We start from the raw sequence: 18294 nt of genomic DNA on the forward strand, positions 1-18294 counted from the left end.
GCCCGATGCCCGCACCCGCCGCCAGCAGCCCGTCCCCGGGCTGGACGCCCGATCAGCCGATCGTCCGCCTCGCCGACGTGCACAAATCCTTCGGGACCTTCGAGGTCCTGAAGGGGATCAGCTTCGACGTGCGCAAGGGCGAGGTGGTCTGCATCATCGGCCCCTCGGGCTCGGGCAAGTCGACGCTGATCCGCTGCGTCAACGCGCTGGTGCCGGTCACGGCCGGCTCGATCGAGGTCGAGGGGATCGACGTCACCGATCCGCGGCTCGACAAGCTGGCGCTGCGCCGCAAGGTCGGGATGGTGTTCCAGCAGTACAACCTGTTCCCGCACAAGACCGCGCTGCAGAACGTGATGATGGCCCCCATCCACGTCCTCGGGCAGGACCGGCGCGAGGTCGAGGCCCGCGCCCGGGCGCTCCTCGCCAAGGTCCGGCTGGCCGGCAAGGAGGACGCCTATCCGGGCGAGCTGTCGGGCGGCCAGCAGCAGCGCGTGGCCATCGCCCGCTCGTTGGCGATGCGGCCCGACGTGATGCTGTTCGACGAGGTCACCGCCGCCCTGGACCCGGAGACGGTCAAGGAGGTGCTGGTCACGATCCGCGAAGTCGCCGAGGAGGGCATGACCTGCATGCTCGTCACCCACGAGATGAACTTCGCCCGGGACGTCGCCGACCACATCTACTTCACCGACCGCGGCGTGATCGTCGAGCACGGGCCGCCCGCGACCTTCTTCGCCTCGGCCCAGGACCCGCGCACCCGCCGCTTCCTCTCGCAGGTGCTCTGACGTTCGGCCGCCGCGCCGGACGCCCGATCAGACGTCGAGCGTGGTCTCGCGCTCCCAGGCGGTGAAATGGGCGCAGTAGCTGTCCCACTCGCCTTGTTTCAGCTTCAGGTAGGCGGTCGAGAAGGCGCCCCCCAGATTCGCCCGCAGGGCCTCGTCGGCCTCGAAGGCCCGCAGGGCGTCCAGCAGGTTGAGCGGCAGGCGCGGGGCGCCGGAAACCGTGTGGCCGTCCCGGTACATGTCGACGTCGCTGTGCGGCCCGGGATCGGCGGCGTGCGCCAGCCCGTCGAGGCCCGCGGCCAGGATCGCCGCCTGGAGCAGGTAGGGGTTGGCGGCGCCGTCGGGCAGGCGCAGCTCGAACCGGCCCGGCCCGGGCACCCGGACCATGTGGGTGCGATTGTTGCCGGTCCAGGTGACGGCGTTCGGCGCCCAGGTGGCGCCTGAGAGCGTGCGCGGCGCGTTGATGCGCTTGTAGGAATTGACCGTCGGGTTGGTGATCGCCGCGAGCGCGGGCGCGTGCCGCATGATCCCGCCGAGGAAGTGCCGGCCCCGGGTCGACAGGCCGAAGGGCATCTCGGGATCCGCGAAGGCGTTCACGGTGCCGGCCGTGTTCCACACCGAGACGTGGCAGTGGCAGCCGTTGCCGGTGAGGCCGGGGAACGGCTTCGGCATGAAGGTCGCCCGCAGGCCGTGCCGCTCGGCGACCGACCGGACCATGAACTTGAAGAAGGCGTGCTTGTCGGCGGTGGCCAGCGCGTCGTCGTATTCCCAGTTCATCTCGAACTGGCCGTTCGCGTCCTCGTGGTCGTTCTGATAGGGCTTCCAGCCGAGCGCCAGCATGTGGTCGCAGATCTCGGCGATCACGTCGTAGCGGCGCATCAGCGCCTGCTGGTCGTAGCAGGATTTCTCCGCCCGATCGTGGTGATCGGAGATCGCCGCCCCGTCCGGGCTCAGCAGGAAGAACTCGGCCTCGACGCCGGTCTTGACCCGCAAGCCTTCTTCGGCGGCCCGCGCCACCAGCTGCTTCAGCACCACCCGGGGCGCCTGGTCGACGGGGGCGTCCGCCATGGTGCAGTCGGCCGCAACCCAGGCGACGTCCGGCTTCCAGGGCAGGCGGATCACCGAGGCGGCGTCCGGCATCGCGAACAGGTCGGGATGGGCCGGGGTCAGGTCGAGCCAGGTGGCGAAGCCCGCAAAGCCCGCGCCGTCGCGCTGCATGGCGCCGATCGCCTGGGCGGGCACCAGCTTGGCGCGCTGGCAGCCGAACAGGTCCGTGTAGGAGATCATGAAGTACCGCACGCCGTGCTCGGCGGCGTAGGCGGAAAGGTCGGTCGTCACGGCAGCCCCCTGAGCGCGGATCGGGTGGGGGCCGGCCGCGCCCCGTTCCGGCGCGACCGGCGGGGTTAAAGGGCTCTAGAAGCCCGCTTTGCCCGGGTACCAATCGGTCCCGGCCAGCGGCACGCGGGCCATGGCGGCGGCCTCCAGGGTCAGCGCCACGAGGTCCTCGGGCTCCAGATTGTGCAGGTGGTTGTGGCCGCAGGCGCGGGCGATCGTCTGCGCCTCCAGGGTCATCACTTTCAGGTAGTTGGCGAGCCGCCGGCCGGCGCGGACCGGGTCGAGGCGGGCCGCCAGCTCGGGATCCTGCGTGGTGATGCCCGCGGGGTCGCGGCCCTCGTGCCAGTCGTCGTAGGCGCCCGCGGTGGAGCCGAGCTTGCGGTACTCCTCCTCGTAGGCCGGGTCGTTGTCGCCAATGGCGACGAGCGCCGCGGTGCCGATCGAGACCGCGTCCGCCCCCAGGGCGATGGCCTTGGCGACGTCGGCGCCCGAGCGGATGCCGCCGGAGATCACGAGTTGCACCTCCCGGTGCAGGCCGAGATCCTGCAGCGCCTGCGCGGCGGGCCGGATGCAGGCGAGCGTCGGCTGGCCGACATGCTCGATGAACACGTCCTGGGTCGCCGCCGTGCCGCCCTGCATGCCGTCGAGAACGACCACGTCGGCCCCGGCCTTCGCAGCGAGCGCGGTGTCGTAATAGGGCCGGGCGCCGCCGACCTTCACGTAGATCGGCTTCTCCCAGTCGGTGATCTCGCGCAATTCGCCGATCTTGATCTCGAGGTCGTCCGGGCCGGTCCAGTCCGGGTGGCGGCAGGCGGAGCGCTGGTCGATCCCCTTCGGCAGGTCGCGCATCGCGGCGACCCGGTCGGAGATCTTCTGGCCGAGCAGCATGCCGCCGCCGCCGGGCTTGGCGCCCTGGCCGACCACCACCTCGATGGCGTCGGCGCGCCGGAGGTCGCGCGGGTTCATGCCGTAGCGGGAGGGCAGGTACTGGTAGACGAGGATCTCGGAATGGCCGCGCTCCTCGTCGGTCATGCCGCCGTCGCCGGTGGTGGTGGAGGTGCCGGCCAGACTCGCGCCGCGGCCGAGCGCTTCCTTGGCGTTGGCGGACAGGGATCCGAAGCTCATGCCGGCGATGGTGATCGGGATCTTCAACGTGATCGGCTTCTTCGCAAACCGCGTGCCGAGGGTGACGCCGGTCCCGCAGGTCTCCCGGTAGCCCTCCAGGGGATAGCGGGACATCGAGGCGCCGAGGAACAGCAGGTCGTCGAGATGCGGGAGCTTGCGCTTCGTGCCGCCGCCGCGGATGTCGTAGATGCCGGTGGCCGCGGCCCGGCGGATCTCCGCCAGGGTGTGGTCGTCGAAGGTCGCCGACTTGCGCGGCGGCATCGGCGGGTTCTGGTAGGTCATGCCCAATCTCGCGCTTGAGCCGCTCCCGATCGGGAGCGGCTTTAAGTCCTTGATTTGACGCGCTCGCTTGCGCCGAACCGGTATCCACTTCGGCGGCGCGCTCTCAGTAGGCGTCAGCGTTGTCGATGTTGAAGCTGTAGAGCGTGCGGGCCGAGCCGTAACGCCGGAACTCTCCGGGCTGGACGTCCGTCACCCCGGCGCGGTCGAGCAGGGCGGCGAGGTGGTCCACGTGCTCGGGGCGCATCGGCTTCTCGATGCAGTCGGCCCCGAGGCTCTTCACGCTGCCGCGGACGAACAGCTTCGCCTCGTAGAGCGAATCGCCCAGAGCCTCGCCGGCATCGCCGAGCACCACCAGGGAGCCGGACTGGCCCATGAAGGCCGACATATGCCCGATCGAGCCGTGCACGACGATGTCGATCCCCTTCATGGAGATGCCGCAGCGCGAGGCCGCGTTGCCCTTGATGACGAGGAGGCCGCCGCGCCCGGTGGCGCCGGCATATTGCGAGGCGTCGCCCTCGATCACGACCGTGCCGGACATCATGTTCTCGGCGACGCCGGGGCCGGCCGAGCCCTGCACCGTGACGGTGCCGCCGTCGTTCATGCCGGCGCAGTAATAGCCGACCGAGCCGCGCACCGTGACGGTGACCGGCCCGTCGATCCCGACCGCCACCGCGTGCTGCCCGCGCGGGTTCAGCACCTCGAAGGCGGTGTCGTTGGCGCCCGGGGCGACGCCGTGGAGGGCCTGATTCAGGACGCGCAGGGGCGTCGCCGCCAGATCGAAGACGGGCATGGGCGAGATCCGTGGACGAGATCCGTGATGGGCGGGACGCGGGGCGGCTCAGGCGGCCTGCCGCTGATCCCAGAAGTAGACGGTCGCCGGCTCGGGCTCCCACACGCGGGCGGTTTCGATCCCCGGCAGTCCGACCAGCGCCCGGTATTCCGAGCCGAAGGCGACGTATTGGCCGGTCTCGGCCATGATCGCGGGCTTGCAGGCGATCGGGTCGCGCAGCACGCCGAAGCCGGACTTGGTGCCGACCACGAAGGTGAAGAACCCGTCGAGATCCTCCAGCGCCCCCGCGAGCGCCGCGCCGAGGTCCCGGCCCCGCGCCATCGCGGTGGTGAGGTAGGCGGCCGCGACCTCGGAATCGTTCTGGGTCTCGAACACCATACCGTCGCGCGCCAGGCTCCGGCGCAGGTTGTTGTGGTTCGACAGCGAGCCGTTATGGACGAGGCACTGGTCGGCGCCCGTGGAGAACGGGTGCGCGCCCATCGTGGTCACGGCCGATTCCGTCGCCATCCGGGTGTGGCCGATGCCGTGGGTGCCGGACATCCCGGCGATGCCGAAACGTGCCACGACGTCCTTGGGCAAACCGACCTCCTTGTAGATCTCGACGCTCTCGCCCGCGCCCATCACGCGCAGGTCCGGCGAGACGCCCTTCAGCGCGCCCCGCGTCGCGTCGAGCCGGTCGGACGCCACGGTGATCACCGCGTGCGAACTCTTCACTGCCACCCGCGCCGAGCCGCCGGACACCTCCGCCAGGCGCTGCTCCAGGGCGGGGAAATCCGCCAGGGCCTGAGCCGACTGCACGGTGATCTTCGATAGGCCCGGCGTCGGCGGCCCGTAGATCGCGAGGCCCGCCGAATCCGGACCGCGATCCGTCATGGTGACGAGCATGTCGGCGAGCAGCGCGCCGAGCTGCGGCTCCAGGGCGGGGTCCTTCAGGAACAATCCGACGATGCCGCACATGGCACCACCTCCGTCGCGGGTTCGCCCGGAGGATAGGCGGCCTCGCCCGCAAAAATCAACTGTCAGGAAATAAAATTTCTTTCCAAGAATTTCGGCGGGTCAGTCGGTGCTGCCGGATTGCGGGTAGGCGATCACCGAGAGGTAGCGGGCCGGCAGCACCAAGAGCTCCGCCGGCCCGTGCGGGGCGTCGGCGTCGAAGAACAGGCTGTCGCCCGGTTGCATGTGGAAGTGCCGGTCCCCGTGCCGGTACAGCACCTCGCCCTCCAGCATGTAGAGGAACTCCAGGCCGGCGTGCTGGAAGGTCGGGAACACGTCCGAATCGGTCGTGAGCGTGATCAGGTACGGCTCGACCGTGACCCCGCTGGTGTTCTCGTAAATGTGGCCGAGCAGGTTGTACTGGTGCCCGGCGCGCGTGCCGCGCCGCTCCAGCTCGACGCCTTCGCCGGCCTTGACGAAGACCGCGTTGCGGACCTCCTCGTAGCGCCGGAAGAAGCCGGTGATCGGCATGCCGAGCGCCTGGGCGAGCAGCTGCAGCGTCGTCAGGGACGGCGAGATGTTGCCGTTCTCGATCTTCGACAGCATGCCGGGCGACAGGCCGGTGGCCGCGGCGAGGTCGGCGGAGGTGAGGCCCAGGCGCTTCCGGCGCTCGCGCACCGCGTGGCCGATCGCCCGTTCGAGGTTGTTCTCGCGCGGCTCGCGGACGGCGTGCGGATCCTGCGACAGGACCGGTTCGCGCGCCGGCTCCGGCCCATCCCCCCCCGCCCGGTTCGACGCGCCTGACGGCATGGCGGATTCTCCTCCTCGGCGGTCGCGGGGCTGCGGCCGCGCGGATCCTCGGCCGCCCTGCCGCGGCGCCGGACGCCTGTCAACGGATCGGCGCCCGCCAGCCCGGATCGCGGGCTGCGCAGCACGAGAACGTCACCCGCGCCGCGTCTCCGGTCCGCTTCTTGCTCGCAACTCGGCCGCGAAGTGGACTCAAGGCTGCCGAACCGGGAGATCCTGCATGCGTCGATCCCTGCACACGGATGAGGAGATCGCCTTCCTGCTCGACGAGGCCGCGCGCGGCATCCCCATCGCCGAGATCTGCGCGAGCGCCCGGGTCTCGCTCGGCACCTTCTATCGCTGGCGAAGACGCCTCGGCGGCCTGAAGCCCGCCGGTGTGGCCCGACTCGATCAGGTCGAGCGGGAGAATGCCGGCCTCCGGGCGGAGGTGCTGCGGCTTCGGGCAGCCCTGCTCGTCCAGCCGGTGCGCGGGGCGCCGGCCACGACGGAGCGCGCGAGCCTGCGCCAGCCGCCGCACCATCGCGGCGCCCAAGCCTGTGTCGGCCGGTTCGCCTTCGGACGCAGCGCGAACTGAGGCGGTCTCCATCTGCAGGAATCGGGTGAGGCGTTCCTCCCCGTCATCGCGAGCGCAGCGAAGCGACCCAGGGCAGCGGGACCGTTGAACGTAGCGCTGCTGGATTGCTTCGCTGCGCTCGCAAAGACGGAGGAGGCAGCATCAGCCGAGAATGCGCTCAGGCGGCCCCGGACGACGCCAGGGCTGTCTTGGGCATCAGCATGTGGACGCCCTTGTTGCCGTCCACCGTCTGGGTGATCCGCAGGTTCCCGGCGAGCGAGCACAGCATGTAGGCCTGGTTGCGGGTCAGGCTGGTCCGGGCGCAGACGAGGCGCACCATCTCGCGCACGGCCTGGCGCATCGCCTCGTCGAGGCTCTCGTGCAGGCCGATCGACATCAGGTCGGTGGGCGTCTCGGCGAAGGGCCACGCGCCCGGGATGTCCTTGCGGACGGTCAGCCGGAACGTGCCGGTCAGCCCGGTCTCCAGGGCGGTGATGCAGACCTCGCCGTCGCCCTGCACGCCGTGGCCGTCGCCCGCATAGAAGCCGCCGCCGGGGTTGAACACCGGCAGGTAGAGGGTGGTGCCGACGCGCAGCTCCTTGTTGTCCATGTTGCCGCCGAAGGCGCGGGGCACCGGGCTGCCGACCCGGCCCCAGGCGGCGGGCGGGGCGGTGCCCATGATGCCGAAGAACGGGTCGAGGGGCAGCTCCGTGCCCCAGGGCAGGCGGCAGAGGCCGCGCGCGGTGTCGATGTCGGCGTGGACGGTCTCGTACTCGGTGAACTCGTCCGGCAGGGTGCCGAGGAGCGGCAGGATCGACACGAAGCCCCAGTCGAGGCGGAACTTCAGGTCGAGGATGTCGACCTGCAGCATGTCGCCGGGCTCGGCGCCCGCGACGTGGACCGGCCCGGTGACGAAATGCGGGCCGGGACCGCGCTCCAGGGTGTCGAGGGCGTGGAGCAGGTCGGCGGGAACGCGGGCCGGATCGGGGTGAAGGGACTCGCGCCCGCCCGCCGGATGCGAGTGCAGGGTGACGGTGTCGCCGGACGCGACGGTGAGGACGGGCGGCAGCGCGGCGTCGAAATAGCCGAGCACCATGGTCTCGGGCGAGGCGGGGATCTCGTGATGGGTCGGCACGGCGGCTCCTGTGCGGATGTCAGACGGCGATGTGACGGGTGAGGGTTTCGGGGTTCAACGCCTTGGGATCGCCGCGCTCGACGACGCTGCCGCGGGACAGCACCACCACGGCATCGGCGACTCGGAGGGCGAAATCGAGGTATTGCTCCACGAGCAGCACGGTGATCCGGCCTTTGAGCCCGGCGATCACCGTCTCGATCGCGGCGACGATCGAGGGCTGGATGCCCTCGGTCGGCTCGTCGAGCAGGAGCGCGCGGGGCCGGGTGGCGAGCGCCCGGGTGATGGCGAGCTGCTGCTGCTGGCCGCCCGAGAGGTTGCCCCCTGGGCGGTGCCAGAGACCGCGGAGCGCCGGGAACAGGGCGACGGCCTCGTCGACCGCGTCGGTCCGCTCCAGCCCGTGGGCCCGGGCCGCCACCCGCAGGTTCTCGGCGACGGTGAGATCGGGGAAGATCTCGCGGCCCTGCGGCACGTAGGCGAGGCCCGAGCGGGCGCGCCGGTCGGGCGACAGGCGCGTCAGCTCGGTCCCGTCGAGGGCGATCCGGCCGCGGCTTGCCGGGATCAGGCCGGTGAGGCAGCGCAGCAGCGTGGTCTTGCCGGCGCCGTTGCGGCCGAGCACGGCGAGGCAGGCCCCCGGCTCGACGGCGAGGCCGATGCCGCGCAGCACCTGCGCGCTGCCGTAATGCTGGTCGAGCCCCTCGACGGCGAGGCCTGCGGGTCGGGATGCGTGCGTCATCGGCCGAGGAACACCTCGATCACCCGGGCATCGGCCCGCGCGCCCGCCATGCTGCCCTCGTAGAGGGCCCGGCCCTCGTGCAGCACCGTCACCCGGTCGGCGATGGCCTCGACGAAGCCCATGTCGTGCTCGATGACCAGGATCGCCCGGTCCGGCCGGCGAAGGCTCCGGATCAGCGCGGCGGTCTGGGCGGTCTCGGCGTCGGAGAGCCCGGCGACGGGCTCGTCGAGGAGGAGCAGCGCCGGCTCGGCGGCGAGCACCATGCCGATCTCCAGCCATTGCTTCTCGCCGTGGGCGAGGCTGCCGGCCGGCACCTCGGCGCGGGGGCCGAGGCCGATCTCGCCGAGCACGGCGGCGATGCGCGCCGGGCGGTCGCGCGGGCTGAGGGCGGGGCCGCAGCCGATTTCCAGGTTCTCGCGCACGGTGAGCGCCGGGAAGACGCTGGGCTTCTGGAACTTCCGCCGTACGCCGGCCTTCGCGATCTCGGCCTCGGAGCGCTGGGTCAGGTCGATGTGGTCGCCGAGCATCACCCGTCCGGAGACCGGCTTGGTGACGCCCGAGATCACGTCGAGCAGCGTGGTCTTGCCGGCGCCGTTCGGGCCGATCACGGCCCGGACCTCGCCGGGATCGACGGCGAGCGACACGGCATCGAGGGCCGTGAACCGGCCGAAGGCGACGGTGAGGGCGTCGACCACGAGGGCGCTCATCGGGGCCTCCGCAGCCAGGTCGGGCGCAGGCCCCAGCCCACGAGGTCGAGGAGCCCGTTCGGCAGGACCAGCACCACGAGCAGCACCAGCCCGGACAGGATGAACGGCCACGCCTCCGGCATCGCGGCGCTGAGCCAGAACTTCAGGCCGTTGACCAGGATCGCGCCGATCACCGCCCCGCCGAGCCGTCCCAGGCCGCCAATCGCCACCCAGACGGCGATCTCGATCGACAGGTCGGGCGCCAGCACCCGCGGGTTGATGATGCCGACCTGCGGCACGTAGAGGATGCCGGCGAGCGCCGCGATCATGGCCGAGAGGCACCAGATCCCGAGCTTCAGCCGGGTGGTGCTGTAGCCCAGCGTGCGCAGGCGGGTCTCGTCGTCGCGGCAGGCGAGCATCCGCCGCCCGACGGCGCTGCCGACGAGGAGCCGCGCGCCGACGAGCAAAGCCGACAGGGTCAGGAGGGCGGCGACCGCGAGGCCGGTCACCACGCCCGGTGAGCCCATCGGCCAGCCGAACAGCAGCGGGAAGCCGGTCATCCCGTTGTTGCCGCCGAGCCCGGTATCGTTGCGATACATCAGCAGCATCGCGACGTAGACGAGCGCCTGGCTGATGATCGAGAAATAGACGCCGTTGACCCGCGAGCGGAACGAGGCCAGCCCGAACACGAAGGCGACGAGCCCGGCGAGCGCCAGGGCCAGGACGAAGGCGTAGGCCGCGTGGTCGAGGCCGGCCCAGTAGGCCGGCAGGCTCTTCCAGCCCATGAACTGCACGAAGTCCGGCAGCACGCCGGTGACGGCGGCGCCGTGGGCCAGCAGGTGCATGGCGCAGACATAGCCGCCGATCGCGAAGAACAGCCCGTGCCCCAGGCTGAGGATGCCGAGATAGCCCCAGACCAGATCCAGTGACACGGCCAGGATCGCGAAGGCCGCGAGTTGGCCCAGGGCGTTGACGAGGTACGGGGCAGGGGGCGCCACGAGGAGCCCCGCCGCGGCGGCGAGGCAGAGCCCGACGAGCCCCGCGACCAGGGGATCGCGCACCACGCGGCGCGCCGGTCCGGCGGGGGCGGCGAGGGCGGTCTGCACGGCGCCGCTCATCGCCGCCGCCGCACGGCGAACAGGCCCTCGGGCCGGCGCTGCAGGAACAGGATGATGCCGACGAGCACGATCACCTTCGCGGCGACCGCGCCGGAGATCGGCTCGATCAGCACGTTGGCGCCGCCGACTCCGAGGGCCGCCACCAGGGTCCCGATGAGGCTGCCGACGCCGCCCAGCACCACCACCATGAAGCTGTCGACGATGAAGCCCGCGCCCATGCCGGGATTGACGCTGTAGATCGGGCACAGAGCCACCCCGGCGAGCCCGGCCAGGCCCGAGCCGAGCCCGAAGGCGAGGCGGTCGACCCGGCGGGTCGGCAGCCCGAGGCAGGCGGCCATGTCGCGGTTCTGGGTCACGGCGCGGATGTCGAGCCCGAGCGGGGTGCGGCGCAGGATCAGGAGCGTCAGGACGAGGGTCGCCGCCGCGAAGCCGATGGCGAACAGCCGGTTCCAGGTCATGACGAAATCGGCGTAGAGGGGCACGCCGCCGCTGACATAGGCCGGCATCACGAATTGCAGGTTCTGGGTGCCGACCGTCACGCGGACGAGGTTCACCAGGAACAGGCTCACCGCCCAGGTGGCGAGCAGGCTCATCAGCGGCCGCCGGTAGAGGTGGCGCAGGATCAGCGCCTCGACCACGATCCCCACCAGGGCGACCGCCCCGAAGGCGACCGGGATGGCGGCGAGCAGGTACAGGTCGAGCAGGCCGGGGGCGAGGCGCCGGAAGGCTTCCTGCACGCCGTAGGTGGTGTAGGCGCCGAGCATGATGAACTCGCCCTGGGCGAGGTTGATGACGCCCATCAGCCCGAAGATGATCGCGAGCCCGGCCGCCGCCATGAACAGGATGCTGGCGAAGCTCAGGCCGTTGTAGACGACCGCGAGGCCGTCGCCGACCGCCACAGCCCGGGAGACCTGCGCGAGCCCTGCATCGAGCGCCGCCCGGAAGGCCGGGTCGGCGCTATAGGCGGGATCGCCCTTGAGCGCCGCGAGCCGCGCCTGCGCGGCCCCGGACGGGCTCGCGGCCACGGCGGCGATCGCCGCCCGGCGCCGGGCCGGATCGGGCGACGACAGGGCGGCCGCCTGGGCGAGCCCGGCGATGGTCGCTTTCAGCGCGGCATCCGTCTCCGCGTCGCGGGCCCGGTCGAGCACGGCCGCCGGGACGGTGGCGATGCGGCGCTCCAGCACCGCGAGACCGGCTCCGCGGGCAGCCGGATCCGGGCCGGTCAGCAGCGCGACGGTGCCGCGCGCGGTCTCGATTGCGGCGCGCTGGCGCAGGCCGAGGACCGGCGCGCGCGTCTCCGCGGCCGGCCGCGTCGCGCCGGTGACGGCGTCGCGGCCCTCCGGCGCCCCCGGGCGGTCGAGCAGGACGGCGCCGTCCGCCGGGCAGGCAAGACGGCGCTCGGCCAGCGCGCCGAGGAGTCCGCCGGCAAAGACGAGATCGTCCGCTGTCAGGTCGCTACCGGCCTGGACGAGGCCTTCGGCCCCGCGGACCTGCGCGGCGCCGTCACCGCACAAATCCGCCGCGAAGGCCGCCCGGTCGAGGGGCGCGGCGGAGGCCGGAATCGTTAGCAGCGCGAGACAGCAGAGGGCCAGGAGCGCGCGGAGCGGATCAGCCATAGGGGCTGAACGGGACCGGCTTCGGGGCGTCCGGGGATTGCCAGAGGACGTCGTAGCCGCGCTTCTCGTTGACCGAGCCGATGAACACGCCGCGGGAGACGTAGTTGTTCTCCCCCGTCATGGTCAGCGTGTAGCCCGACGGGTCGTCGAAGCTGAGACCCGCGAAGGCCTTGCGCACCTCCGGCACCGCGAAGGAGCCGGCCTTGGCGGCGGCGAGCGCCCAGAGATGGACGCTGTCATAGGCCGAGACCATCGGGTCGATCACCGTGTCGGCGCTGAACGGGACGTTCTTGGCCTTCACGTAGGCGGCCCAGTCGGCGAGGAACTTCTGGTTGCGCTCACCCTTGGCAGCCTGGAGATAGGCCCAGCAATTCAGGTGGCCGACGAGCTTCGCCGTATCGAGCCCCTCGAGATCCGCCTCCACCATGTCGAGGCCGAGGATCGGCACGTCGGTGGCGCTGATGCCCTGGTTGGCGAATTCGCGCAGGAAGTCGGGGATCGAGGAGCCGACGACGGTGAGCACCACGATCGCCTGGCCGCCGGGCTGGCTGGCGAAGCTGCGGACTTGGTTCACCAGCGTCTGGAAGTTCGAGAAGCCGAACGGCACGTATTCCTCGCGCCACGCGCTCTCGGGGATGCCCTTGCTCTTCCAGTAGCCCTTGAGCTGCTTGTTGATCGTGCGCGGCCAGACGTAGTCCGAGCCGATCATGAAGAAGCGCTTCGCCCCGACCCCGTCCGGGCCCATCAGGTAATCGACCGCCGGCAGCACCGAACTCGCGGGCGGCGAGTTCACGTAGACGACGTTCTTGGAATTCTCGTCGCCCTCGAAGTGCAGCGGGTAGAACAGCAGCCCGTCATTCTGCTCGACCACCGGCAGCACCGACTTGCGCGACACGGAGGTCCAGCAGCCGAACAGGGCCGCGACCTTCTCCTGCTGGAGCATCTGCCGGCCGACCTGGGCGTAGAGCGGCCAGTCGGAGGCGGGATCGGAGGTCAGCACCTCGATCTGTCGGCCGTTGACGCCGCCGCGCCCGTTGATCGCGTCGGCGGCCATGCGGACCACGTGGTTCAGCCGGCCCTCCAGATTGGCCATCGTGCCCGACGACGAGAACAGGCAGCCGAGCTTGACGGTGTCGGCCGCGGAGGCCGGGCGGATGAGGGCCGGTGCCGCGAGCAGCGCCGCCGTGCCCGAGATGCCTGTGCCCAAGACGCCGCGTCGCGTGAGATGCGTCATCGACCCCGAAGCTCCCATGGATGGATCGCCCGATTGTCGGCCGAGGTCCGGGAGACGGGAAGGTCAAAGAGGCTGCAGGCCGGCGCGGGCCTTGCGCATATTGGCGGCATTTGTGCGCGCCGCGGGCGGTCCTGGGCCGAGAACGTCAAAATTCTCGTATTGAGGCTCAAACCTGTGCCGCCCGGAGCGCGATGACGGGAGGCCTGCATCCTGCGACGGCCTCGATCGGAGGCCGTGTCGGCCCGCGCACGGACGACCGCGCCGGCCGGGGCGCCTCCAGCCGATGCCGCGCCGGCACGGAAGTGGCAGGGTGGCGCCGTCGCGGTCCGCCCCGGACCCGCGCACCGGGAGCGGCGGGATGGACACGATAGCGGCGGTCGGCACGGCGGTCCGCGCGCAGCGCGGCCGGGTGGAGGCGCTGTTCGACGACCTCGCCCGGTGCGGCCGGACCAGTCCCGGGTTCACGCGGGCCTCCTACAGCCCGGAGGAGACCGAGGCGCACGCGGTGGTGACGCGCTGCGCCGCCGATCTCGGCCTCGCGATCGGGCGGGACGCGGCCGCCAACACCACCATGACGCTGCCGGGGCGGGACCGGAGCCTGCCGCCGATCCTGATCGGCTCCCACCTCGACACGGTCGCCCACGGCGGCAATTTCGACGGCGCCGCCGGCGTGGTGGCCGGGCTCGCCGCCGTCGCGGCACTCCGCGCGATGGGGCTGACCCCGGCGCGCGACATCACCGTCATGGGCATCCGCGCCGAGGAAAGCGTCTGGTTCCAGGTCTCCTATATCGGCAGCCGGGCGGCCCTCGGAACCCTGCCGGACGGGGCGCTGAACGCTGCCCGGATCGACAGCGGCCTCAGCCTGGCCGCCCACATCGCCCGGGAGGGCGGCGACCCGGAGGCGCTGCGCAGCGGCCCGCCCGCGCGCGATGCCGCCGCGATCCACGCCTTCCTGGAGGTGCATATCGAGCAGGCGCCGAGCCTGGAGGAGGCGGGGATCCCGGTCGGCCTCTGCACCGGGATCCCCGGCAATGTCCGCTACCCCGATGTCCGGATCCTTGGGCGCTACGACCATGTCGGCACGCCCCGCCGCTTCCGCCGCGACGCCGCCCTGGCCGGTGCGGAGATCGCCCTGGCCCTCGACCGGGTGTGGGCGGAGCACGAGGCGGCCGGCTGCCCGATGGCCGTCACCTTCGGCCGGTTCCACACTGATGCCGCGGCCCACGGCCTGACGACCGTCCCGGGCGAGTTCCGGTTCAGCCTCGACATGCGCGCCTACGCGACCGAGGTGCTGGCGACGCTGGAGGCCGCGTTCCTGGCGGCCGTGACCGACGTGTCGGAGCGCCGCGGCGTCGCGGTGGCGCTCGGGCCCCGCGCCGAGGCGGGCGTCGGCGCGGTCTCGCCCCGGATCCGCGACGGGCTCGCGGCGGCGTCAGAGGCGCTCGGCATCGCCACCCGGCCCCTCGGCAGCCCGGCCTCGCACGACGCCGCCGCCTTCGCCAAGGCCGGCGTGCCGATGGCCATGCTGTTCGTGCGCAACGCCAACGGCAGCCACAACCCCGATGAGGCCATGGCGACCGACGACCTTCTCGACGCCGTCGCGATCCTCACCGCGTGGCTGGTGGCGGAGACCTGCGGCGGCTGACGGCGGGCGCCCGCCAGGCGGGAATGTGCGCGGCGCCAGGCGCCCGGCCGCGACCGGGTCGAGCATGATCGGCACCAGGGCCTGGAACCCGGTGAGGCCGGCCGGGCAGTCCGGCCAGGGCCGCGCCTCGGCCGCCCGCGTGAGGAATCGCGCCGCGTCAGCGGGCCTCGGCCGCCTGCGCCGTGACGTGGTCCGCGATGGCGCCGGCTGTGGTGAGCCAGATGTCGGCGCGCCGGTCGGCGATGTGCCGAAGCGCCTGCCGCAGGGGCCGCAGCCGGTGCGGGCGCCCGACGATGTAGGGGTGGAGCGCGATACCCATGACCAGGGGTGCGGAGCGCGCCTGCTCCAGCATCTCGTCGAAGGCGTCGACGATCATGTCGGCGAACTGGCGGCCCGTCTCCTTGCGGGCGACGATCGCGGGGATGTCATTGAGTTCCTGCGGGTAGGGCACCGTCAGGATCCGGCCGCCGCGCGTCGCGAACCAGGTCGGCTGGTCGTCGTGGTCCCAGTCGAGCAGGTAGCGGTAGCCGGCCTCGGCGAGCAGGTCGGGCGTCACCCGCGACTGCGAGATCCAGGGCCCGAGCCAGCCGGCCGGCGGGCGGCCCTCCTGTGCGGCGATCACCCGCGTCGTCTCGGCGATCAGCGCCCGCTCGGCGGCCTCGTCGAGGGTTCCCTGCCGCTCGGCGTTGGTCCGCCCGTGGCCGACGATCTCGTCGCCCCGCGCCCGGAACGCCTCGATCAGCCCGGGGCAGTCCCGGTAGAGGTTGCTGTTGACCAGCACGCTCGCGGGCATCGCCAGTTCGTCCAGCATCGCGGCGATCCGCCAGGCGCCGACCCGGTTGCCCCAGTCGCGCCACGCGTAGTTGAGCACGTCCGGCTGCGGGCCGCCCGGCGCCAGCTCGGCGCCCAGGCCCTCGCCGAACGCGAAGGTCTCGAGGTTCAGCCCGATATAGACGGCGAGGCGCTTGCCCTCCGGCCAGTCGTAGACCGGCCGGTCGGGGAGGGCGCTGTAGCCGTAGCGGCCGTGTCCGGCATTCGTGTCCATCAGGCCCCCTTACGCCGCACCGAGATAGGCCGCTTCCAGCCCCTTGTCCGCCGACAGTTCCGCGGCGGTTCCGCGCGCGACGACCCGGCCCTGCTCCAGCACGTAGCCGCGGTCGGCGACCGTGAGGGCCAGCGCCGCCATCTGGTCGACGATCAGGATGGTGACGCCCTCGTCGCGCAGCTCGGCCACGGTGGCGTAGAGGGCGTTGATCATCGCCGGCGCGAGGCCGAGCGACGGCTCGTCGAGGAGCAGGATGCGCGGGTGCGCCATCAACCCGCGGGCGATGGCCAGCATCTGCTGCTCGCCGCCGGAGAGCAGGCCCGCCCGGCTTGCCGAGCGGTCGCGCAGCCGCGGGAACCGGTCGAGCAGGCGCTCGACCTCGGCCGGGTCGATCGGCGTCCCGCGCCCGAAGGCGCCGAGGCGAATGTTCTCGACGACGCTGAGCTCCGGGAAGACCTGCCGGCCCTCTGGCACCAGGACGAGGCCGCCGCGGGCGATCCGGTGCGCCGGCAGCGCGTCGATGCGCCGGTCGTCGAACACGACCGATCCCGCGACCGGGCGCAGCAGCCCCGCCAGGGCCCGCATCGCCGTGGACTTGCCGGCGCCGTTCGCGCCCAGCAGGGCGACGGTCTCGCCCGGCCGCACGTCGAGATGGACGCCGTCGAGGACGGGTGCGGCGCCGTAGCCGGCGGTCAGGTCGAGGACCGAGAGGACGGCGTCCGCCGGCCCCTGCCACGGCGCGCTCCGCGGTCGGGCCGGCGTGTCGGCGCCGCCGAGATAGGCGCGCAGCACCGCCGGGTCGCGCCGGATCTCGGCGGGCGTGCCCCGCGCGATCGGGCGCCCGGCATCCATGACGAGGATGTGGTCTGAGATCCCCATCACCAGCGGCATGTCGTGCTCGACCAGCACCACCGCGACGCCGCTGTCGGCGATCCGGCGGATCAGCCGGGCCAGCCGGTCGGTGTCGACCCGCGACAGGCCGGCGGCCGGCTCGTCGAGGAGCAGCACCGTCGGGCTGCCGGCGAGCGCCCGGGCGATCTCCACGAGGCGCCGGTCGACATGGGGCAGCTCGGCGGCCGGGCGGTCGAGGGCGCCGCGGTAGCCGACGAAGGACAGGAGCGCGGCGGCCGTCTCACGGTCCTGCGTCCGCGCGCGGCGCCAGAGCCGGCCCGGCGCGAAGCCGAGGGCGACGTTGTCGACCACCGGCAGCGAGCCGAACAGCCGCGTGGTCTGATAGGTGCGTGCGATGCCGGCCCGGGCGACGACGTGCGCGGGCCGGCCGGCGAGCTCGCGGTTTCCGAGCCGGATCGCCCCGGCGCTCGGGCGGTAGAAGCCCGAGACCATGTTGAGCACTGTGGTCTTGCCGGCGCCGTTCGGCCCGATCACGCTGGTCACCGCCCCGGGCTGGGCGGTGAGGTCGACGCCGTCCGCCGCCGTAATGCCGCCGAAGCGGATGCCGATGCCCGCCAGGACGAGGGCCTCGCGCGCCGCCGTGCCGGGCAGCGGCGTCTCCCCGCCCTCCGCGGCGGCCGGCGCGCCGCGACCGCGGGGCAGCAGCCGGGCGAGGCTGCCGACCAGCCCCGAGGGCACCAGCCAGAGCACCGCCAGCGTCGCGACGCCGAAGAACAGCAGGCGGTACTCGGCGAGGCCCGACAGCGCCTCCGGCAGCAGCACGGTGACGAGGGCCCCGAGGAGCGGGCCGAGCACCGTGCCGGCGCCGCCGACGATCACCGAGAGGACGAACAGGATCGACTGCGAGAACGGGAACGAGCTCGGCGCGATGAACAGCATCAGCGGCGGCAGGACAGCCCCCGCGAGGCCGGTCAGGGCGGCGGAGATCGCGAAGGCCAGGGTCTTCACCCGGACCGGATCGAAGCCCAGCGCCGCGGCCGCGACGTCGGCGTCGCGCACGGCGCGCATCGCCCGGCCGAGGCGGCTGCGGGCGAGGAGGTCGAACCCGGCGAGGCTCGCCCCGGCGGCGAGCACCGCCAGCACCGCGAGGCCGGCCGGCGAGAGGGGCTCGCCGAAAAGCGTCGGCGCGTCGGTGACGACGAGGCCGTTCTGGCCGCCGGTCAGCGCGCCGCCCTCGATCAGCCCGTGCTCGACGATGAAGCCGAAGGCGATCGTCAGCATGGCGAGGTAGGGGCCCTTCACCCGCATCGCCGGCACTGCCACGAGGCCGCCGACGAGCGCCGCGATCAGCGCCGCCGCCGGGAGCGCCAGCCAGAAGCTGACGCCGTGGAGCGTCAGGATCGCGCTCGCGTAGGCGCCGATCGCGTAGAAGCCGGCCTGGCCGAAGGAGATCAGCCCGGTCAGGCCGAGGAGCACGTTGAGGCCGACGCCCGCCACCGTGGTCAGCGCCACGAGGGCGATCACGAAGTGGCTGTAGCCGGCGGTCAGCGCGACAAGGCCGAGCGCCGCGGCGGTGAGGCCGGCGATGCCGAGCCGCATCGCCGGGGCCGAGCGCAGGTACGGCAT

At 72.4% G+C, this 18294-nt stretch carries 16 protein-coding genes; 3 read left to right on the plus strand and 13 right to left on the minus strand.

All coding sequences use genetic code 11. The annotated features are described in order from the left end of the window. Positions 1 to 5 precede the first annotated feature (5 nt). Positions 6 to 782 carry an amino acid ABC transporter ATP-binding protein gene (locus tag ABIE45_RS04920; protein ID WP_210331888.1) on the plus strand — a complete coding sequence of 259 codons (777 nt, stop codon included), beginning with the start codon at positions 6 to 8 and terminating at the stop codon, positions 780 to 782. 27 nt (positions 783 to 809) lie between these two features. Here the strand turns inward: ABIE45_RS04920 and glnT are convergent, their stop codons facing one another. From glnT to ABIE45_RS04945, 5 genes are all read right to left on the minus strand, one after another. After that, positions 810 to 2117 (minus strand): type III glutamate--ammonia ligase, encoded by a 1308-nt coding sequence (gene glnT / locus ABIE45_RS04925; protein ID WP_192709719.1) that lies wholly within the window; start codon positions 2115 to 2117, stop codon positions 810 to 812. 75 nt (positions 2118 to 2192) lie between these two features. Next, entirely contained in the window at positions 2193 to 3521 is a 1329-nt protein-coding gene (locus ABIE45_RS04930) for an FMN-binding glutamate synthase family protein (protein ID WP_192709718.1), read from the minus strand. Positions 3522 to 3624: 103 nt separating this feature from the next. After that, entirely contained in the window at positions 3625 to 4311 is a 687-nt protein-coding gene (locus ABIE45_RS04935) for a GXGXG domain-containing protein (RefSeq protein WP_192709717.1), read from the minus strand. A 48-nt stretch (positions 4312 to 4359) separates the two neighbouring features. Beyond that, complete coding sequence (locus ABIE45_RS04940; RefSeq protein WP_192709716.1) at positions 4360 to 5268, minus strand: glutamine amidotransferase family protein; 909 nt, start codon at positions 5266 to 5268, stop codon at positions 4360 to 4362. Between the two features lie 99 nt (positions 5269 to 5367). Further along, positions 5368 to 6054 (minus strand): XRE family transcriptional regulator, encoded by a 687-nt coding sequence (locus ABIE45_RS04945; protein ID WP_192709715.1) that lies wholly within the window; start codon positions 6052 to 6054, stop codon positions 5368 to 5370. A 217-nt stretch (positions 6055 to 6271) separates the two neighbouring features. On the opposite strand from ABIE45_RS04945, the gene ABIE45_RS04950 reads away from it, so the two are divergent. Next, positions 6272 to 6625 (plus strand): transposase, encoded by a 354-nt coding sequence (locus tag ABIE45_RS04950; protein ID WP_192709714.1) that lies wholly within the window; start codon positions 6272 to 6274, stop codon positions 6623 to 6625. Between the two features lie 157 nt (positions 6626 to 6782). On the opposite strand, the gene ABIE45_RS04955 is transcribed toward ABIE45_RS04950, so the two are convergent. From ABIE45_RS04955 to ABIE45_RS04980, 6 genes are read right to left on the minus strand one after another with little or no spacing between them, the layout of a single operon-like run. Next, positions 6783 to 7739 (minus strand): acetamidase/formamidase family protein, encoded by a 957-nt coding sequence (locus tag ABIE45_RS04955; RefSeq protein ID WP_192709713.1) that lies wholly within the window; start codon positions 7737 to 7739, stop codon positions 6783 to 6785. 19 nt (positions 7740 to 7758) lie between these two features. Then, positions 7759 to 8472 (minus strand): urea ABC transporter ATP-binding subunit UrtE, encoded by a 714-nt coding sequence (gene urtE / locus ABIE45_RS04960; RefSeq protein WP_192709712.1) that lies wholly within the window; start codon positions 8470 to 8472, stop codon positions 7759 to 7761. Then, a complete protein-coding gene (locus ABIE45_RS04965) occupies positions 8469 to 9179 on the minus strand; it encodes an ATP-binding cassette domain-containing protein (protein WP_192709711.1) in 711 nt (236 codons plus the stop codon). The genes urtE and ABIE45_RS04965 overlap by 4 nt, the downstream gene beginning before the upstream one ends. Further along, positions 9176 to 10276, minus strand: a complete 1101-nt coding sequence (urtC, locus tag ABIE45_RS04970) for an urea ABC transporter permease subunit UrtC (protein ID WP_192709710.1) — start codon at positions 10274 to 10276, stop codon at positions 9176 to 9178. The genes ABIE45_RS04965 and urtC overlap by 4 nt, the downstream gene beginning before the upstream one ends. Further along, a complete protein-coding gene (gene urtB / locus ABIE45_RS04975; protein WP_192709709.1) occupies positions 10273 to 11892 on the minus strand; it encodes an urea ABC transporter permease subunit UrtB in 1620 nt (539 codons plus the stop codon). Before urtB ends, urtC begins: the two co-directional genes overlap by 4 nt. Further along, positions 11885 to 13126 carry a transporter substrate-binding protein gene (locus ABIE45_RS04980; protein ID WP_192709708.1) on the minus strand — a complete coding sequence of 414 codons (1242 nt, stop codon included), beginning with the start codon at positions 13124 to 13126 and terminating at the stop codon, positions 11885 to 11887. Before ABIE45_RS04980 ends, urtB begins: the two co-directional genes overlap by 8 nt. 358 nt (positions 13127 to 13484) lie before the next feature. Here ABIE45_RS04980 and ABIE45_RS04985 point away from each other — a divergent pair, with 358 nt between their 5' ends. Continuing rightward, on the plus strand, positions 13485 to 14771 hold the full coding sequence (locus tag ABIE45_RS04985; protein ID WP_192709707.1) for a Zn-dependent hydrolase: 1287 nt from the start codon (positions 13485 to 13487) through the stop codon (positions 14769 to 14771). Positions 14772 to 14928: 157 nt separating this feature from the next. Here ABIE45_RS04985 and ABIE45_RS04990 read toward each other — a convergent pair whose 3' ends face one another. Beyond that, positions 14929 to 15816: a polysaccharide deacetylase family protein gene (locus tag ABIE45_RS04990; protein WP_192709706.1), complete on the minus strand. Its 888-nt coding sequence runs from the start codon at positions 15814 to 15816 to the stop codon at positions 14929 to 14931. 9 nt (positions 15817 to 15825) lie between these two features. Continuing rightward, a complete protein-coding gene (locus tag ABIE45_RS04995; RefSeq protein ID WP_192709705.1) occupies positions 15826 to 18294 on the minus strand; it encodes a branched-chain amino acid ABC transporter ATP-binding protein/permease in 2469 nt (822 codons plus the stop codon).

This window comes from Methylobacterium sp. OAE515, from assembly GCF_041806315.1.
GTDB classification, from domain to species: domain Bacteria; phylum Pseudomonadota; class Alphaproteobacteria; order Rhizobiales; family Beijerinckiaceae; genus Methylobacterium; species Methylobacterium tardum.

Bases quoted from the DNA above. Each gene is read 5' to 3' on its own strand.
- ABIE45_RS04985 (WP_192709707.1), top strand. From the start codon at position 13,485: ATGGACACGATAGCGGCGGTCGGCACGGCGGTCCGCGCGCAGCGCGGC.
- urtB (WP_192709709.1), bottom strand. From the start codon at position 11,892: ATGGCTGATCCGCTCCGCGCGCTCCTGGCCCTCTGCTGTCTCGCGCTG.
- ABIE45_RS04980 (WP_192709708.1), bottom strand. From the start codon at position 13,126: ATGACGCATCTCACGCGACGCGGCGTCTTGGGCACAGGCATCTCGGGC.
- ABIE45_RS04930 (WP_192709718.1), bottom strand. From the start codon at position 3,521: ATGACCTACCAGAACCCGCCGATGCCGCCGCGCAAGTCGGCGACCTTC.
- ABIE45_RS04945 (WP_192709715.1), bottom strand. From the start codon at position 6,054: ATGCCGTCAGGCGCGTCGAACCGGGCGGGGGGGGATGGGCCGGAGCCG.
- urtC (WP_192709710.1), bottom strand. From the start codon at position 10,276: ATGAGCGGCGCCGTGCAGACCGCCCTCGCCGCCCCCGCCGGACCGGCG.
- urtE (WP_192709712.1), bottom strand. From the start codon at position 8,472: ATGACGCACGCATCCCGACCCGCAGGCCTCGCCGTCGAGGGGCTCGAC.
- ABIE45_RS04990 (WP_192709706.1), bottom strand. From the start codon at position 15,816: ATGGACACGAATGCCGGACACGGCCGCTACGGCTACAGCGCCCTCCCC.
- ABIE45_RS04920 (WP_210331888.1), top strand. From the start codon at position 6: ATGCCCGCACCCGCCGCCAGCAGCCCGTCCCCGGGCTGGACGCCCGAT.
- ABIE45_RS04950 (WP_192709714.1), top strand. From the start codon at position 6,272: ATGCGTCGATCCCTGCACACGGATGAGGAGATCGCCTTCCTGCTCGAC.
- ABIE45_RS04935 (WP_192709717.1), bottom strand. From the start codon at position 4,311: ATGCCCGTCTTCGATCTGGCGGCGACGCCCCTGCGCGTCCTGAATCAG.
- ABIE45_RS04965 (WP_192709711.1), bottom strand. From the start codon at position 9,179: ATGAGCGCCCTCGTGGTCGACGCCCTCACCGTCGCCTTCGGCCGGTTC.
- ABIE45_RS04995 (WP_192709705.1), bottom strand. From the start codon at position 18,294: ATGCCGTACCTGCGCTCGGCCCCGGCGATGCGGCTCGGCATCGCCGGC.
- ABIE45_RS04940 (WP_192709716.1), bottom strand. From the start codon at position 5,268: ATGTGCGGCATCGTCGGATTGTTCCTGAAGGACCCCGCCCTGGAGCCG.